We start from the raw sequence: 17,492 nt of genomic DNA on the forward strand, positions 1-17,492 counted from the left end.
TGGCTGGGATTTGATTTTATTCACTCTGTAGTAATTACATCACTAACTGACGTATATCACTCATGTAACTTGCAAGAGTAACAGTAAAGCGTGCAGCAAGTGCACCGTCAATCACTCTATGGTCGTAAGACATTGAAAGTGGAACCATTAGCTTAGGTTCAAACTCTTTACCATTCCACTTAGGCTTCATTTCAGATTTTGACACACCTAAAATTGCCACCTCAGGCGCATTCACAATCGGCGTAAATGCCGTACCGCCAATGCCACCTAGGCTTGAAATAGTAAAACAACCACCTTGCATATCTGATGAACTTAACTTGCCATCACGCGCTTTAACAGACACTTCCATTAGTTCACGAGATAGTTCAATAATGCCTTTTTTATCAACATCTTTAAACACTGGTACAACTAAGCCATTCGGGGTATCAACCGCGACACCAATGTTAATGTACTTTTTAAGGATTAAACTTTCGCCATCCTCAGAAAGCGATGAGTTAAATGTAGGGAACTCAGCAAGCGCTTTAGCTGCTGCTTTCATTACAAACACGAGTGGCGTAATTTTAACACCTAGCTTTTTCTTCTCGTTAAGGGCATTTTGCTCTTTACGGAATTGCTCAAGACTCGTGATATCCGCTTCATCAAACTGAGTAACATGTGGGATTTGCACCCAGTTACGATGTAGGTTTTTACCTGACAGCTTTTGAATACGAGAGAGTTTTTTCTCTTCAATTTCACCAAACTTAGCAAAATCAACTTTTGGCCATGGAATTAAACCAAGCTCACCGCCACCGGCATTGCCTTTAGCTGCAGGTACTTGACCAGATTCAACTTGCTTAACCAGTTGCTTAACATAGTTTTGCACGTCTTCTTTAACAACACGGTTTTTACGGCCCGTGCCTTTAACGTTGGCAAGGTTAATACCAAACTCACGTGCTAAACGGCGAACCACTGGCGATGCATGTGCATAAGCGCTATTGTTTTCAAAGCTTTCAGAGCTTGCTTTAGCAGATGATGCTGCTGGTTTTGACTCAGTCTGAGCTGCCGGCTTAGATTCTGTTTTAGGCGCTGGTGCTGATTTTTCTGCAGGTGCTGCAGCTGGTGCACTACCCGCCACTTCAAATACAAAAATCAATGAGCCAGTTTTAACTTTATCGCCAGTCGCTACTTTAATCTCTTTAACAGTACCTGCAAACGGCGCCGGTACTTCCATAGCTGCTTTGTCGCCTTCAACGTTTAAGATAGATTGCTCTTCTTCTACGCTATCGCCAACCGCAACCATCACTTCTGTTACTTCAACTTCGTCATCACCAATATCAGGCACGCTAACTTCTTTAGTGCTTGATGCCGATGTTTGTTCAGCAGGCTTCTCTTGTGCTTTTGAATCAGCTGCAGGAGCACTTTGGTTATCACCACCTGACACTTCAAAAACAAATACTAATGAACCCGTTTTCACTTTGTCACCAGTATTTACTTTAATTTCTTTTACTGTACCGGCAAAGGGTGCTGGTACTTCCATTGCCGCTTTGTCGCCTTCAACGTTTAAGATAGATTGCTCTTCTTCTACGCTATCGCCAACCGCAACCATCACTTCAGTCACTTCAACTTCGTCATCGCCAATATCTGGCACTGTGACTTCTTTGGTTGATGAAGCCGATGATGCAGCAGGTGCTGCTTCCTCGGTTTTTTCAGCTTCTTTAGAGTCAGCACCAGAGTCTTGCGCTTCACCTTCAAATATGAATGCTAAAGTCCCTGTGGTTACTGTATCGCCCACATTTACTTTAATTTCTTTTACCGTACCAGCTTGTTCAGCAGGTACTTCCATCGCAGCTTTATCGCCTTCAACACTTAACAGTGATTGGTCAACTTCAACTTTATCGCCAACGCTAACTAGTATTTCGGTTACTTCTACTTCATCGCCACCGATATCAGGTACTTTAATTTCAATACTCATTGCAAACCTCTTATGCGTACAGTGGATTTAGTTTGTTCGTGTCGATGTTGAACTTTTTAATTGCTTCAACAACCACTGACTTTTCAACTTCACCACGTTTAGCAAGTTCAGATAATGTCGCAACTACCACGTAGCTTGCGTTAACTTCAAAGTGACGACGTAGATTTTCACGGCTGTCAGAACGACCGTAACCATCTGTACCCAATACTTTGTAGTTACTGCTTGGGATAAATGAACGCGCTTGTTCTGCGTAGTTTTTCATGTAATCCGTTGCAGCAACGGTTACTGAGTCGTTTAATACGCTAGTAATGTACGGCGTTTTTTGCTCGCTTTCTGGATTAAGCATGTTGAAACGCTCAACGTCTTGTCCATCACGGGTAAGTTCATTGAATGATGTTACTGAGTAAACATCAGACGCAATACCAAACTCTTCGCTTAAAATTGTCGCCGCTTTACGCACTTCAGTCATGATAGTACCTGAGCTTAATAGCTGTACATTGGCTTTTTTGCCTTCGTAGCTTTCTAGCTTGTAGATACCTTTACGAATACCTTCTTCAGCGCCTTCTGGCATTGCTGGCTGATGGTAGTTTTCGTTCATTAGCGTTAGGTAGTAGTAAATGTTTTCTTGATCTTCACCGTACATACGACGAATACCGTCTTGCACAATAACCGCTACTTCAAATGCATAAGTAGGATCGTAAGAAATACAGTTAGGTACCGTGTTTGCAAGAATGTGGCTGTGGCCATCTTCATGCTGTAAGCCTTCGCCATTTAGCGTTGTACGACCTGCTGTAGCACCTAATAAGAAACCACGTGCTTGTTGATCCCCTGCCATCCATGCCATGTCACCAACACGTTGGAAACCAAACATAGAGTAGTAAATGTAGAATGGGATCATCGGTAAGTCGTTGGTGCTGTAAGATGTTGCAGCAGCAACCCATGACGACATTGCACCTAGCTCGTTAATACCTTCTTGTAGTACTTGTCCTGAGGTTGCTTCTTTGTAGTAAGAAACAATATCACGGTCTTGAGGGGTGTAATTTTGGCCGTGTGGGTTGTAAATACCGATTTGACGGAATAAACCTTCCATACCAAAAGTACGTGCTTCATCGGCAATAATTGGCACAATGTTTTTACCAATGCCTTTATCTTTTAATAAGATATTAAGTGCACGTACAAAGCCCATAGTGGTTGAAATATCACGTTTTTGCTCTTCAAGTAACGGCTTGAATGCGTCAACTTCTGGCAACTGTAATTTTTCAGAGAACTTAGCGATACGTGTTGGCGTGTAACCTTGTAACGCATCACGACGAGCATGTAGGTACTTGTACTCTGGAGAATCTTTTTCAAGCTCTAAGTAAGGCAGCTCTTTTAATTGCTCTTCAGATACTAAATCATCTAAGCCTAAACGTGAGCGTAAGTGAGCCACATGCGACATATCCATTTTCTTAACTTGGTGCGCAATGTTTTTACCTTCAGCCGCTTCACCCATACCGTAACCTTTTACTGTTTTAGCAAGGATCACTGTTGGACGGTCTTTAGTCTCTTCTGCTTTTTTGAATGCAGCATAAAGTTTTGACGATTCATGACCACCACGCTTAAGCGCAAAAATTTCGTCATCGGTCATATCAGCAACAAGTGCCGCTGTTTCTGGGTAACGACCAAAGAAATGTTCACGTACGTACGCGCCATCTTTTGCTTTATATGTTTGGTAATCACCATCAACAGTTTCGTTCATTAACTGTAGTAATTTACCTGTGGTGTCTTTAGCAAGCAGAATATCCCAACCGCTACCCCAAACAAGTTTAATAACATTCCAGCCAGCGCCTTTAAATAGCCCTTCTAGCTCTTGAATGATTTTACCATTACCCATTACAGGGCCATCTAAGCGCTGTAGATTACAGTTAATTAAGTAACATAGGTTATCTAGTTTCTCACGCGCAGCAAAAGAGATAGCACCACGTGATTCTGGCTCATCCATTTCACCATCACCTAAGAACGCGTATACACGTTGGTTTTTAGTGTCTTTTAAGCCACGACCATCTAAGTACTTTAAGAAACGCGCTTGGTAAATTGAAGAAATTGGACCTAAACCCATAGATACCGTTGGGAACTGCCAAAACTCAGGCATTAATTTAGGGTGAGGGTAAGAAGGTAGGCCATTGCCATCTACTTCCTGACGGAAATTATCAAGTTGTTCGGCGCTTAACCGCCCCTCAACAAATGCACGCGCATAAATGCCCGGAGAAATATGACCTTGGTAATATACTAAATCGCCGCCATCAACATCATTTGGCGCTTTAAAGAAGTGGTTAAAACACACCTCATAAAATGCAGCAGACGATTGGTAAGACGCCATATGGCCGCCTAAGTCGAGATCTTTTTTCGATGCACGCAATACAATCATAATCGCGTTCCAGCGAATAATTGAACGAATACGGCGCTCAAGATTTACATCACCTGGATAGGCTGGTTCTTGGTCAACCGGAATCGTATTAACGTAGTTTGTGTTAATGCCTGTTGGCATATCAACACCGTCTAAACGGGCTTGCTCTAACACTTGCTCAAGTAAAAACTGAGCTCGTTCAACACCTTCTTCGCGCACAACCGATTCAAGAGCTTGTAACCACTCTTGTGTTTCTAGCGCGTCTACGTCAATTTTATTGACTTCAGACATATGGAGGTTTCCTTATGTTTAAAATACTAATGTATGTATTGAATACTTCACTGTTGAATCAAGTTAACAGTGAATGTACTTGCTTAATTTTGTTTGGTGCGTCTTAAACTACGTTCAATTCGCGAATGCTCTTTACCCGCTTCAAGCAATGCTTCTTCAATATAGGCTAAATGCGCATTACTCGCTAAGCGAGCTTGTTCAGGATTACCGTCAATCACTGCATCCATTAATAAACGCCTGTGTTCGGCTAATTGGCTGCTTATATCTGACTTTTTAAGTAACACTGTTAAATTTTGTAAAACATTCTGCTCAAGTAAGCTTCTCATCCCTCTTACTAAATGCAGTAACACTACGTTATGAGACGCCTCTGCGATGCAAAAATGAAAGTCATTAATCGCTTTGGCTTTTTGCTTTAATTCATCTTTAGCTAATGCAATCTGATCAAAGCTCTGTTTTACTTTTGCAAAATCGTTGCTTGTTCCGCGAAGTGCTGCGTAATAAGCCGCAATTCCCTCTAGCGCATGACGAAATTCTAATAAATCAAATTGCGATTCGGGGTGTTTACTGATCAAATCAAATAACGGATCAGTCAGCCCCTCTTCCAATTGATTTTTTACATACGTTCCACCACCTTGACGACGGGTTACAAGCCCTTTTGCCTCAAGCTTTTGAATGGCTTCACGCAACGACGGACGCGACACTTCAAATTGCTTAGCGAGTTCACGCTCCGGTGGTAACTTTTCTCCTGGTGCTAACGACCCCTCAAGAATCATGTTCTCAAGTTGTTGTAAAATAACATCAGATAATTTTGCCGCTTTAATTTTTAAAGACATCAATCAACGTCCGCGTTGTATAAGTGCTAGCAGCCCATTAAATAAGGCTTTTAACTGAATGACCTGACCAAAAGGTAAATTGGTCATACCAAATTTTGCCATACGTTATCAAAAACCGTAATTACTGTCAATTTACAGTACTTTTAAAGCTCTAAGGCCAGCGTAACGTAATTTAAACAAAGTTCAAATAATACACAGATAGCAGAGAATAAAGAAAGGTTAATAAGATCAAAAACAAATGGTCAGACCAGCTAGTTTTAATTTTCGGGGTTCGGGGTTCGGGGTTCGCCAAAATAATGCTTGGTATTAATTAAAACACAATTAGTAATTTATTTATAAAAAAGCAAAGAAAGGCTGTGTTTTTTTGCTCATTTTCACTCATTCTTTGCTCTTTGTGCAAATATATTTTAAGTGATTTATTCACCACAGAGATTAAGAGACGCTGCGCTTTTAGAGGAGGTTTTAGGTTAGAAGTTAAAGGTTTTAAGCCCGTTTCCCGTTGCTCGCAGCCCGCCCACACTAAGCTAAACACGGCGCTTAGTTTCTACCAAAACCTAACACCAAATATATTTATTTCTGAACCACAGAGGGAACAACCATTGATTGTCACTTTCTCTGTGTACTCAGCATTCTCTGTGGTAAATAAATTACTTAAACACTATTACTCAAAGAGAAGATAATGGGGGTAAATGAGAAGCCAAAGTGAAGTAACCCCTAGTGCCTAAAGCCAGAGATCTAATATTTATTTTTTGAACCACAGAGAACGCAGAGGCGCTTCGCGCTACACAGAGAAAAAACCATTTATTGTCACTTTCTCTGTGTGCTCTGCATTCTCTGTGGTAAATAAATTACTTAAAAGCTATTACACAAAGAGAAGATAATGGGGGTAAATGAGAAGCCAAAATGAAGTAACCCCTAGTGCCGAGAACCTAAATCCAGATGAACCACAGAGGGCACAGAGGCGCTTCGCGCTACACAGAGAAAAAACCATTGATTGTCACTTCCTCTTTGTACTCAGCATTCTCTGTGGTAAATAAATTACTTAAAAGCTATTACACAAAGAGAAGATAATGAGGGTAAATGAGAAGCCAAAATAAAGTAACCCCTAGTGCCTAGAACCTAAAGCCAGAGATCTAATATTTATTTTTTGAACCACAGAGGGCACAGAGGCGCTTCGCGCTCCACAGAGGGAAAAACCATTGATTATCACTTACTCTGTGTACTCAGCATTCTCTGTGGTAAATAAATTACTTAAAAACTATTACACAAAGAGAAGATAATAGGGATAAATGAGAAGCCAAAATGAAGTAACCCCTAGTGCCTAGAACCTAAAGCCAGAGATCTAATATTTATTTTTTGAACCACAGAGGGCACAGAGGAGCTTCGCGCTACACAGAGAAAAAACCATTGATTGTCACTTCCTCTGTGTACTCAGCATTCTCTGTGGTAAATAAATTACTTAAAAAACTATTACACAAAGAGAGGATGGGGGTAAAGAGGTTTTAGCCCGCCCCCCGTTGCTCGCGCAGCCCGCCAACACCAAACTAAACAAGGTGCTTGGCTTAATTTCTACCTAACACCTAATACCTATGACCTAACCCCTAGTCTTTAACTTAAACCGCCAAATAAAGTCATTAAGGCAATTAATACTAAGTAAAAAAGTACATTGCGCTTAACCAGTTTGATCATACAGGTAGCTTCAAAGGTGCAGCCGTAGTAGCGCTCTTCAACTTGCTCGGCGGCCAATGCAGTATAAGTAACCACCTTACGGTTAGGGCTTGAAAAATCAAACACGTAGCGCAGCCAACAACTCGTGCCTTTGTTAAAGTTGCCAATCACTAAATAACCAAAACTAGTAATACGCGCTGGTAGCCAGTCTAACCAAAACAACAAACGGTGAATGAGCTTAAAGTGTTTGGCAATCACTTCATCGCGGTTATCACTGACTAAGTCTGCAAAGGTACGTACTAATGCATAAAAAACAGCACCAGCAACCCCCAATACCACAAACCAAAATATAACCGCGCAATAAAACCGGAAATTAACCCAAGCTAATGTTTGCCCAACGGTTTCTCCGCCCTGCTGCTCTTCTGTGCGCTTTTGTCCCAATTGCAAAGCATATAAAGTAGCTGCGGTTTGATCCCCTCGAGTCAGTGCATTTAAATACGACTTATACAAAGCACGCTGTTTAGCACAGCCAAAGCACACCAATAACACCGCTACATTAAAAACAAGCTGCCACAATGCAAAGTCAGATAAAAAATACACACACCCAACGGCAATCACTGGCAGTAATAACCAAATTAAAAACCCGGTAGCCGTGCCAAATAAACCTTTATTAGTTAATAAATTAACACTGCGATTTAAGTAGCCATTGGCATAATGGCTTATTTGCCAATGCGCAGAGCGAGCACCTAAACGCTCAAGTATCAGTGCTATTATTATTGAAACCAAAATCATGTTGTTACTCGCTTAATTTAGGGTCTGTTGACCTTTGCGGATTATAATTTGTTCAAACTAGGGGCGATTTAATCGCGGCGCGAGGTTTGTAACCTAGTGGGCTAAGTCAAAACCGAGCAACAAAGAGTAAATCGTCCCTAGGCAGAACCCGAAGGGCAGCGCCTGTTTGGCATTGATGCTACGTTATCGCCTATTTATGGGGAATAACCACACCACATAGGCGCTGCCTTGCCTAAATACCAAACAGACTGCTGCAAATTTAACCTTGAAAGGTCAACAGACCCTAGTTATTTAATTAGGTTAAAAAACTTACGCCAGTTAAAACTAACCCCAGGGTCGGTTTTTCGCCCAGGGGCTATATCGCAATGCCCAACTATATTACTGGCTATTATTTTTGGATAGCGCTGCATAATAGTCTGCGCCAATGCAGCTAAACTTTGATATTGCGCATCGGTATAGTTAATTGTATCTGTGCCTTCAAGCTCTATACCTATACTAAAATCATTACAATTTTGTTGCCCAGCAAAGCAGGAGCGCCCCGCATGCCATGCACGTTTTTCAAAAGGCACATACTGTATAATTTCACCACAGCGCTTAATAAAACAATGTGCAGACACTCTAAGCCCTGCTAAATCACTAAAACTAGGGTGCGCATTGCAATCAATATTCCCCATAAATAAGTCATCAACGTACGGAGTGTTAAATTGCCCTGCGGGTAATGAAATATTATGAATAACCAACAGCGAAATATCGCAGTGAGCAGGTCGCTCGTCAAAGTGGCTACACGCCCGCTGGCTAATATTATTTATAACGCCTAAAGAATCTATTTTCATACTATTTATTTAAAACTTATGTAGCCCGCTGCCCATAGCCCGTTTCCCGTAGTTCGCAGCGCTCAGGTTAATCAACCAAAATTGATGTATATCAAGATGCTAATAGATTTAACTCTATAAAGATAGCGTAATACTAAACGATAAAATATGATTAACGCGTTAATTAAGCGCTAGCTTTTTAGTTTAGTTGTTAGCTGCTTCTATTTAGTAATTAAACAGAGTAAAATTTAGTTAATTAATTATCTACTATGAGCTTTTTCATGTCTATTTCGCATACCCTAATTAGCCAACTTGTTACCTTAGCGCTAGATGAAGACCTAAATTACCAAAGCGCAGAACAAGGCGATATTACCGCACAGCTTATTCCTCAAGCAGAGCAAGCCAATGCGAAAGTGATCACCCGTGAAGACTGCATTTTTTGTGGTAAAGACCTAATCATTGAAGTGTTCAAGCAAGTCGACCCAAGTGTGGTTGTAACTATATGCGTGAACGACGGCGACTTTGTTAGTGCCAATAGCACCCTGTTTAGTGCATCCGGTTCTGCTCGCGCTATTTTAACTGCAGAGCGTACTGCACTTAATTTTGTTCAAACGCTTTCTGGTACAGCCACCACCACAGCGCACTATGTAAAAGAGCTAAGCGGTACTAATACACAACTACTCGATACCCGTAAAACCATTCCAGGGCTAAGAGCATTGCAAAAATACGCAGTTAAGTGTGGTGGCGGTGCAAACCACCGAATTGGTTTGTTTGATGCGTTTTTAATTAAAGAAAACCATATAGCAGCCTGCGGAGGAATTAATAACGCAGTAGCTCAAGCTAAGCTAAATCATGCCGATAAACCTATAGAGGTTGAAGTTGAATCCTTTGCTGAGTTAGAGCAAGCCATTAACGCAGGCGCCGATATTATAATGTTAGATAATTTTAACCCAGAGCAAATACGCCAAGCGGTTAGCATTACAAATAAGCGCGCTAAATTAGAAGTATCAGGCAATATGACTTTAGAAACGCTAAAAGCATACTCGCAAGCTGGGGTTGACTTTATTTCAAGCGGCGCGCTTACAAAAAATTTACAATCTATCGATTTATCGATGCGATTTGAGTAAATAATGTAAAATTTATTTATATATTCCCGCGCTAATTGATTGACAGCCTTTAAAAAAGGGCATTAAATAATTCAAAAGGATTATTTATAACAAGTTATTAAATTAATGCGCTTTTTATCAGTTTTTTACATACAAAAGCGCAATAAACAGTGTTAGACTCATACCGAGTAACTAGTTTTTAGCATTAAATTAGTTTAAAAGAATGAGAAAATACAAAAGCGTACAAACTTGAGATAAATGAAAACATTTATTTCACTATTAACTTGTAACTTACGGGGATTATAACTAACTTTTAATAGTTAGGCTTATACTCAAATAAGGGTCAAGTTAGTACGTAGTCGCCATATAGCGTGGTGTATTTGCGGCAAATATCTTACCGCCCAAGCGCAGCACTAAATTTGGCAAAATGATTTTATTTTTGTAGTAACAGGTTAAGTAAACACATAAGTTATAGTTTAAAAACTTATACCCGTTTGGCTTACCACAACATTATCCTTTAGGAGAGGAAACATGCAAACAATGACACAACAGAACCAAAAGGGTTTCACCCTAATTGAATTAATGATTGTAGTAGCAATCATCGGTATTTTAGCAGCAGTGGCACTGCCTGCTTATCAGGATTATACACAAAAAGCACAGGTTGCCTCTTCTCTTGCTGAAATCTCAGGTGCGCGTAGCGCCTACGATGTAGCTGTTTCAGAAGGCCGTGATGCTGGCTTTTACACTGCCGCAAATTTAGGATTAACAGCACCAACATCTCGCTGTACTGCATTTGTGATAGGAGCGCCAGTAGCAGGCGCAGGTTCTATTGCCTGTACTATGACTGGTTCAGGGACTGTAGAGGGAGGCACTATCACTTTAGCGAGAGCTGCAGCTGGTACTTGGGCATGTACAACAACTGTAGAAGATAAGTTAGCGCCTGCAACTTGTACAACAGTTGCCGCTGCCCCATTATAAACTTTTAAAGTTTAACTGTATAAAGGTAGCTATATGCTACCTTTTTAATTTGTAGGTGGTAACAAGGTAATGGCTAAAAAACAAGAAGATAAAGGCTTAGACACCTTCCAGTGGATTGGTGTGAGCGCTCGCGGCAAAAAACTCGAGGGAGAACTTACCGGCTCAAGCATCGCTTTAGTTAAAGCTCAACTTCGTAAACAAGGCATTACCCCCTCAAAAGTAAAACGTAAAGCTAAGCCTTTGTTTGGTTTGCAAAGCGTACAAAAAATCACTCCTAAAGATATTGCCTTAGTAACCAGGCAAATCGCTACTATGCTCATGGCGGGTGTGCCGCTGATTCAATCAATTGAAATGATAGGCTCTGGCTCCACTAATAAAAGTGTAAGTAAGCTGATGGAAACCATTGGCGATGAAGTAAGAGCTGGCCAGCCCTTATCAACAGCACTGAGAAAGCACCCTCGTTATTTTGATGATTTATATTGCGACTTAGTTGCATCGGGCGAGCAATCGGGCGCATTGGATAAAATATTTGACCGCGTTGCCCTTTATAAAGAAAAATCAGAAGCGCTAAAATCAAAAATTAAAAAAGCCATGTTTTACCCGATTGCGGTATTGGTAGTCGCGCTGATTGTAACCTCTATTTTGCTTATTTTTGTAGTACCGCAATTTCAGGATATTTTTAACGGCTTTGGCGCAGAGCTACCTGCTTTTACCTTATTTGTAATCGCCATTTCTGAATTTATGCAAGAGTACTGGTGGATGGCGCTAATAGCGGTAATGGCATTTGGCTATATATTTAAAGAAGCGCATTTAAGAAGTTTAGCACTTAGGGATGCCACAGACCGAGCAATACTTAAACTGCCGATTATAGGCATGATACTTAATAAAGCAGCCGTGGCGCGTTATGCGCGGACTTTATCGACCACCTTTGCTGCCGGTGTGCCGCTAGTAGATGCGCTTGACTCTGCTGCTGGTGCCTCCGGTAATGCGGTTTACCGCTATGCTATTTTAGAAATTAAAGCCGAGGTCAGCTCAGGAAACCAAATGAACTGGGCAATGCGCAACTCTAAAATATTTCCTGATATGGTAGTACAAATGGTCGCCATTGGTGAAGAGTCAGGATCGCTTGATGGCATGCTGGCAAAAGTGGCTACCATTTATGAGCAAGAAGTGGATGACGCCGTAGATGGATTATCTAGCCTATTAGAGCCATTAATAATGTCTGTACTCGGTGTATTAGTGGGTGGATTAATAGTGGCCATGTACTTACCTATCTTCCAGCTAGGTTCAGTTATTTAATCATGTAGCAGCGATTTCATATCGCGTGTTTTAAGTGATTTATTTACCACAGAGGTTCAGAGAACACAGAGAAAGTGACAATCAATGGTTTTCCCTCTGTGTAGCGCGAAGCGCCTCAGCGCTCCCTGTGGTTCAAAATAGTTTTGCAAGCGGCGCTTTACGCCGCACAAGTGTTTGGTTAAAGGTTACGGGCAACGGGTAAAGAGCCTAAAATCTGACAGCTAATACCTTGTCTTCTCATTTAACCTCATTGTCTTCTCTTTGGGCGTATAGTTTTTTAGTGATTTATTCACCACTGAGGCAAAAGAGCTGTTATTAGGTTTTAGCTGTCAGCGTTTAGCAAGAGATTACTCTGTGTAGCGCGCAGCGCCTATGTGGTTCAAGATAGTTTTGCAGGCGAGACTTTAAGCTGCGTCTTTGTGCAGCAGTTTTTAAGTAATTTATTCACCACAGAGAATGAAGAGCACACAGAGAAAGTAACAATGAATGGTTTTTTCTCTGTGTAGCGCGAAGCGCCTCAGCGCCCTCTGTGGTTCAAAATAGTTTTGCAGGCGAGACTTTAAGCTGCGTCTTTGTGCAGCAGTTTTTAAGTAATTTATTCACCACAGAGAATAAAGAGCACACAGAGAAAGTGACAATCAATGGTTTTCCCTCTGTGTAGCGCGAAGCGCCTCTGCTTCCTCTGTGGTTAAAAATAGTTTTATAAGCGAGGCCTTATACCTCGCACTTTAAGTTTTGGTTAGCGGGCTACGGGCAAAGAGTTACGGGGACACATCAACCTTGAACCTAGAACCTAGAACCTAACATCCTAAACCCTAACTTTGCACTTATGTAAAACCACTGTATTATCAAAGCAGAATTTAGTTTTAGGTAAAATAAATGCAAAGTTTTTTTATTGATATTATCAGCGCGATGCAGGCCCATTTATGGTTTTATTTGACCACGGTTGGCCTAGTGAGTTTATGTATTGGTAGCTTTTTAAATGTAGTGATATACCGCTTGCCGCTAATGATGCAAAAAGAATGGCAAACTGAATGCCGCATATTATTAGCCGACGAACTAACCAGCCCAAAGGCTAAACACCCCCCCGCACAAACGACTGACACGTTTAACTTAGTTAAACCTAACTCATGCTGTCCTAAGTGCAAAGCGGCCATTAAACCGTGGCAAAATATCCCTATAATTAGCTGGCTATTATTAAAAGGACAATGCGCAACCTGTGATAACCCAATTTCAGTGCGTTACCCAAGCGTTGAGGCCATTACTGCTATTTTAAGCCTAGTGGTTGCTTACTCCTTTGGCGTAACTGAGCAGGCTTTATTATATATTGTAATGACTTGGGCATTGGTGGCACTAACTTTTATTGATATTGACCACATGCTACTGCCTGATCAGCTTACTTTGCCGCTTTTATGGCTGGCGTTAGTTGCCTCAGTTATGGGTTATACCATAACCCCTAGCGATGCCATTATAGGCGCAGCATGTGGCTACTTAAGTTTATGGAGTGTGTTTTGGCTGTTTAAGTTAATAACCGGCAAAGAAGGCATGGGCTATGGCGACTTTAAATTACTGGCCGTGTTTGGCGCATTGCTGGGTTGGCAATCGTTATTGACCATTATTTTGCTCTCCAGCGTGGTTGGCGCAGTAATTGGCATTGCCCTGCTGAGCATTCAAGGTAAAGACAAAGCAACACCGATTCCTTTTGGTCCTTATTTAGCAATAGCCGGTTGGATAACTATGCTGTGGGGGTCACAACTACAAAACAGCTATTTTAATTTTATTGGCTACTAACTATGAATAATACACACCATCATATTAAAAACTGGGTGCTAGGGCTAACCGGCGGCATTGGCTGTGGTAAAACCGCAGTTAGCGATATGTTGGCAGAACTAGGCATTACTATTGTTGATGCTGATATTATTGCTCGCCAAGTAGTTGAACCTGGCACTGAAGGGCTTAATGCTATTGTTAAGCATTTTGGTACTGACATACTTAATGAACATGGCGCTTTAAATCGTGGCGAGCTAAGAGCGCGTATTTTTAGTAACTCTGAGCACAAAGCATGGCTGAATGCGCTGCTGCATCCTTTAATACGCACTAAACTGATCACTGATTTAAAAAACGCGCAAAGCGACTACGTGGTGTTAGTTGCGCCGTTGTTATTTGAAAATGAGCTTGATAGCTACTGTAATCGTACCTTGCTAATTGACGTACCGGTAGAAATACAAATTACCCGCACTACAAAACGTGACAATATTAGCATTGAACAAGCAAAACAAATTATTGACGCACAAATGTCTCGTGAGCAAAAACAACATAAAGCAGATGATATTTTAGATAATAACCGTAACTTAAACGATGTAAAACAAGACTTACTTGAGCTGCATAAGTATTATTTACAGCAAGCTAAGTCTACAATATAACTAGATAAGCTAAATGCTAGATAGTAAACCATGCAACAGCGCATTTTTTATCAGTAAAAATACCTGCTGCATTGGTACGATTAATGTATTCCTTTCTTTTTTCTGATAAATTGCTGACAAATGAAGGATTAAATCAGGTGCGCAATGAATATTAACTCACCGTTATTAAGAAAATTTATTACCCTCGGCCGGGTTGATACCGATACCGTAAAAGCAAAACAACAAGAGTTTGCGTCAACTGCTGAGCTTATTTCTAAATGTGGCAAAATAGACAGCCAAGATTTAGCGCAGCAATGTATTGATTTGTTTAGAGTGCCTTTTTTTGATTTAAAAGATTTTAATGTTGCACAAATATCTGCCGAGCTGGTTAAAGAAAAGCTGATCCGCAAGCACCATATTTTACCTTTGGTACAAAAAGGCAGAAAAGTATACATTGCTGCCTCTGATCCTACCGATTACGGCGCTTTTGAAAACTTTGAATTTAGCACCGGTTTATCATGCGAAGTGGTGGTGGTTGACTACCTACAGCTCGACCATAAAATTGAGCAACTACTGGATGCCACAGGTAGCTTAAATTTAAGTGAAGATGAATTTAAAGAGTTTGCTGAACTAGACTCTGAGCCTCAAAAAGATAACACCCCTAAAGATGATGACAAAGACGATGCCCCTATTATTGTCTACATTAATAAAATTTTAATGGATGCAATAAAAAAAGGTGCTTCCGATCTTCACTTTGAACCCTATGAGCACAAATACCGTATTCGCTTTCGTATTGATGGTATTTTACATGAGGTAGCTAGTCCACCGAATAGTTTAGCAACCAAGCTTTCGGCGCGTATAAAGGTTATGTCGCGCCTTGATATCGCTGAAAAACGTAAACCACAAGATGGCCGTATCAAGCTTAAAATTACTGAGCGTAAAAGTATTGATTTTCGTGTTAGTACCATGCCAACCCTATGGGGTGAAAAAGTGGTAATGCGTATTCTAGATTCATCCAGTGCTATGCTAGGCATTGATGTATTAGGTTATGAACCCGAACAGAAAAAACTCTACCTCGATGCACTAGAACAACCACAAGGGATGATTTTAGTGACCGGCCCAACCGGCTCGGGTAAAACCGTATCCTTGTATACGGGTTTAAATATACTTAATCAGCCGGAACGAAATATTAGTACCGCCGAAGATCCAGTAGAAATTAACCTCGAAGGGGTTAACCAAGTACAAATAAATATTAAAGCCGACATGACCTTTGCTAATGCTTTACGGGCGTTCTTACGTCAAGATCCCGATGTTGTCATGGTGGGTGAAATACGTGATTTAGAAACCGCTGAAATATCAATTAAAGCGGCGCAAACCGGTCACTTGGTGCTATCAACGCTTCACACTAACTCCGCGCCAGAAACCATTACCCGTTTGTTAAATATGGGTGTACCCGCGTATAATGTAGCCAGTTCAATTAGTTTAATTATAGCCCAGCGCTTAGCGCGCCGATTGTGCTCTAAATGTAAAGTACCAGAGCCTTTACCCCGTGAAGAGCTTATTCGCCAAGGCTTTAATGAACAACAAATACAGGACATGATTTTATACGCACCGAAAGGCTGTGAAAGCTGTACCGATGGCTATAAAGGCCGTGTTGGTATTTACGAAGTCATGAAAGTTACCCCAGAAATAGCGCAAATTATAATGCGCGGTGGTAACTCATTAGAAATTGCTGAGGTATCACTTAAAGCAGGGTTTAATAACATACGCTTATCAGGTCTTCGAAAAGCCGCAGAGGGCGTGACCTCACTCCTTGAGATAAACCGTGTCACTAGTTTTTAAATAAAGTGCTTAGTTGCTTAACAATAAATTGAGCGGCTAAGCCTATGTTAATTTGAGAGTAAATTATGCCAACTATGGTTAACTGCCCAAACTGCAAAGCACAAGTAGAATGGTCAGCACAAAGTCCGCACCGCCCTTTTTGTTCAAAGCGTTGCCAACTTATTGATTTAGGTGAATGGTCGTTTGAAAATAATAAAATTTCCGCGCCGATTACAGCTGCAGATGAGTTCAATCAAGACATGATTGAAGACATTGAAGCAATGATGGCAAAAAATGAAGATGACTTTTTTAAGTAACCTTTAAAGGTTCGAGGTTCGAGGTTCGAGGTTCGAGGTTCGAGGTTCGAGGTTCGAGGTTCGAGGTTCGAGGTTCGAGAAATTTAAAAACCTTGCAGTTAACATAGCAAGGTTTTTTATATCTGTAGCTGCGGGTTTACCCCGCGTTAGTTTTAGGTTTTAGGTAATTTATCTACCACAGAGGTGCAGAGCACACAGAGAAAGTAAAAATAAATGATCTTCTCTCTGTGGGGCGCGAAGCGCCTCTGCTCCCTCTGTGGTTCAAAATATTCTGTAGATACAAGGCGGGGCTTCGGGCGACGAGCTTCCCCCCTCGAACCTCGCACCTAGCCCTTCTACCTGCGGCGCTGCTCTATTTTAGCTAACTTTTCTTTTTGCTCAGCGTTAAGCAGTTGCATTACTTGATGCTGGGTTTTTAATTTAATTAATCCCAATTGCTGTTTCTTATCTTGGCGTGCGGTTAATAACTCTTTCGCTGCATTTTCGTCAAAGTTTGGCGCTGACAATAACGCATCCATCTGCGCTTTATAAGCTTGGCGCTGTGCCTTACGCGCGTCTTTGTCTTGGTTTCTTAGTGCTTTAATCTGTGTTTTTTGCGCTGTAAAAATCGCTTTTAATTGTGTTTGTTGCTCTTGCGTAAGCGCCAGCTTATCTGCTGCTCGCTCAGAAAGTAAAAAGCGCGCTTGAGAGTGGCCTTGTTTATGTCCATCACCTTTTGCAAGTGCGCTGCCCGCACTGAGCGTTGCTGCTGTTAAGCCACATATAAGTACTAATTTTGATAGCGTGTTTACTTTAGTCATAATCATCACCTTAATATTAGGTTGGTTGTTGGTTGC

The 17,492-nt window shown here is 41.2% G+C and carries 13 protein-coding genes; 7 read left to right on the forward strand and 6 right to left on the reverse strand.

The features are described 5' to 3' along the window. Positions 1–34: 34 nt before the first annotated feature. From aceF to ampD, 5 genes are all read right to left on the reverse strand, one after another. Positions 35–1,951 (reverse strand): pyruvate dehydrogenase complex dihydrolipoyllysine-residue acetyltransferase, encoded by a 1,917-nt coding sequence (gene aceF, locus AC27JR_RS04385; RefSeq protein WP_487172891.1) that lies wholly within the window; start codon positions 1,949–1,951, stop codon positions 35–37. A gap of 10 nt (positions 1,952–1,961) precedes the next feature. Beyond that, positions 1,962–4,628, reverse strand: a complete 2,667-nt coding sequence (gene aceE / locus AC27JR_RS04390) for a pyruvate dehydrogenase (acetyl-transferring), homodimeric type (protein ID WP_008466442.1) — start codon at positions 4,626–4,628, stop codon at positions 1,962–1,964. Between the two features lie 83 nt (positions 4,629–4,711). Further along, positions 4,712–5,461, reverse strand: a complete 750-nt coding sequence (gene pdhR / locus AC27JR_RS04395) for a pyruvate dehydrogenase complex transcriptional repressor PdhR (RefSeq protein WP_076920086.1) — start codon at positions 5,459–5,461, stop codon at positions 4,712–4,714. A 1,608-nt stretch (positions 5,462–7,069) separates the two neighbouring features. Continuing rightward, positions 7,070–7,921, reverse strand: a complete 852-nt coding sequence (gene ampE, locus AC27JR_RS04400) for a beta-lactamase regulator AmpE (protein WP_487172892.1) — start codon at positions 7,919–7,921, stop codon at positions 7,070–7,072. Positions 7,922–8,208: 287 nt separating this feature from the next. After that, a complete protein-coding gene (gene ampD, locus AC27JR_RS04405; RefSeq protein ID WP_487172893.1) occupies positions 8,209–8,754 on the reverse strand; it encodes a 1,6-anhydro-N-acetylmuramyl-L-alanine amidase AmpD in 546 nt (181 codons plus the stop codon). A gap of 260 nt (positions 8,755–9,014) precedes the next feature. On the opposite strand from ampD, the gene nadC reads away from it, so the two are divergent. The 7 genes from nadC (at position 9,015) to yacG (ending at position 16,656) form a co-directional block, all read left to right on the forward strand. Further along, complete coding sequence (nadC, locus tag AC27JR_RS04410) at positions 9,015–9,860, forward strand: carboxylating nicotinate-nucleotide diphosphorylase (protein ID WP_487172894.1); 846 nt, start codon at positions 9,015–9,017, stop codon at positions 9,858–9,860. Positions 9,861–10,370: 510 nt separating this feature from the next. After that, positions 10,371–10,817, forward strand: coding sequence for a pilin (locus AC27JR_RS04415; protein ID WP_487172895.1), 447 nt, complete (start codon positions 10,371–10,373; stop codon positions 10,815–10,817). A 69-nt stretch (positions 10,818–10,886) separates the two neighbouring features. After that, positions 10,887–12,116: a type II secretion system F family protein gene (locus tag AC27JR_RS04420; protein WP_487172896.1), complete on the forward strand. Its 1,230-nt coding sequence runs from the start codon at positions 10,887–10,889 to the stop codon at positions 12,114–12,116. A gap of 879 nt (positions 12,117–12,995) precedes the next feature. Further along, entirely contained in the window at positions 12,996–13,907 is a 912-nt protein-coding gene (locus AC27JR_RS04425; RefSeq protein ID WP_487172897.1) for a prepilin peptidase, read from the forward strand. 2 nt (positions 13,908–13,909) lie between these two features. Continuing rightward, complete coding sequence (gene coaE, locus AC27JR_RS04430; RefSeq protein WP_487172898.1) at positions 13,910–14,539, forward strand: dephospho-CoA kinase; 630 nt, start codon at positions 13,910–13,912, stop codon at positions 14,537–14,539. Between the two features lie 144 nt (positions 14,540–14,683). Continuing rightward, positions 14,684–16,360 (forward strand): type IV-A pilus assembly ATPase PilB, encoded by a 1,677-nt coding sequence (pilB, locus tag AC27JR_RS04435; protein WP_487172899.1) that lies wholly within the window; start codon positions 14,684–14,686, stop codon positions 16,358–16,360. Positions 16,361–16,425: 65 nt separating this feature from the next. Beyond that, the gene (gene yacG / locus AC27JR_RS04440) at positions 16,426–16,656 is read left to right on the forward strand and encodes a DNA gyrase inhibitor YacG (protein ID WP_008466423.1); all 231 of its coding nucleotides are present in this window, start codon (positions 16,426–16,428) and stop codon (positions 16,654–16,656) included. Positions 16,657–16,991: 335 nt separating this feature from the next. On the opposite strand, the gene AC27JR_RS04445 is transcribed toward yacG, so the two are convergent. Continuing rightward, positions 16,992–17,456 carry a Spy/CpxP family protein refolding chaperone gene (locus tag AC27JR_RS04445; protein WP_487172900.1) on the reverse strand — a complete coding sequence of 155 codons (465 nt, stop codon included), beginning with the start codon at positions 17,454–17,456 and terminating at the stop codon, positions 16,992–16,994. Positions 17,457–17,492 lie beyond the last annotated feature (36 nt).

The sequence above is a fragment of the Pseudoalteromonas sp. NH0006-26 genome (genome assembly GCF_057552415.1).

Bases quoted from the DNA above. Each gene is read 5' to 3' on its own strand.
- aceF (WP_487172891.1), bottom strand. From the start codon at position 1,951: ATGAGTATTGAAATTAAAGTACCTGATATCGGTGGCGATGAAGTAGAA.
- aceE (WP_008466442.1), bottom strand. From the start codon at position 4,628: ATGTCTGAAGTCAATAAAATTGACGTAGACGCGCTAGAAACACAAGAG.
- pdhR (WP_076920086.1), bottom strand. From the start codon at position 5,461: ATGTCTTTAAAAATTAAAGCGGCAAAATTATCTGATGTTATTTTACAA.
- ampE (WP_487172892.1), bottom strand. From the start codon at position 7,921: ATGATTTTGGTTTCAATAATAATAGCACTGATACTTGAGCGTTTAGGT.
- ampD (WP_487172893.1), bottom strand. From the start codon at position 8,754: ATGAAAATAGATTCTTTAGGCGTTATAAATAATATTAGCCAGCGGGCG.
- nadC (WP_487172894.1), top strand. From the start codon at position 9,015: ATGTCTATTTCGCATACCCTAATTAGCCAACTTGTTACCTTAGCGCTA.
- AC27JR_RS04415 (WP_487172895.1), top strand. From the start codon at position 10,371: ATGCAAACAATGACACAACAGAACCAAAAGGGTTTCACCCTAATTGAA.
- AC27JR_RS04420 (WP_487172896.1), top strand. From the start codon at position 10,887: ATGGCTAAAAAACAAGAAGATAAAGGCTTAGACACCTTCCAGTGGATT.
- AC27JR_RS04425 (WP_487172897.1), top strand. From the start codon at position 12,996: ATGCAAAGTTTTTTTATTGATATTATCAGCGCGATGCAGGCCCATTTA.
- coaE (WP_487172898.1), top strand. From the start codon at position 13,910: ATGAATAATACACACCATCATATTAAAAACTGGGTGCTAGGGCTAACC.
- pilB (WP_487172899.1), top strand. From the start codon at position 14,684: ATGAATATTAACTCACCGTTATTAAGAAAATTTATTACCCTCGGCCGG.
- yacG (WP_008466423.1), top strand. From the start codon at position 16,426: ATGCCAACTATGGTTAACTGCCCAAACTGCAAAGCACAAGTAGAATGG.
- AC27JR_RS04445 (WP_487172900.1), bottom strand. From the start codon at position 17,456: ATGACTAAAGTAAACACGCTATCAAAATTAGTACTTATATGTGGCTTA.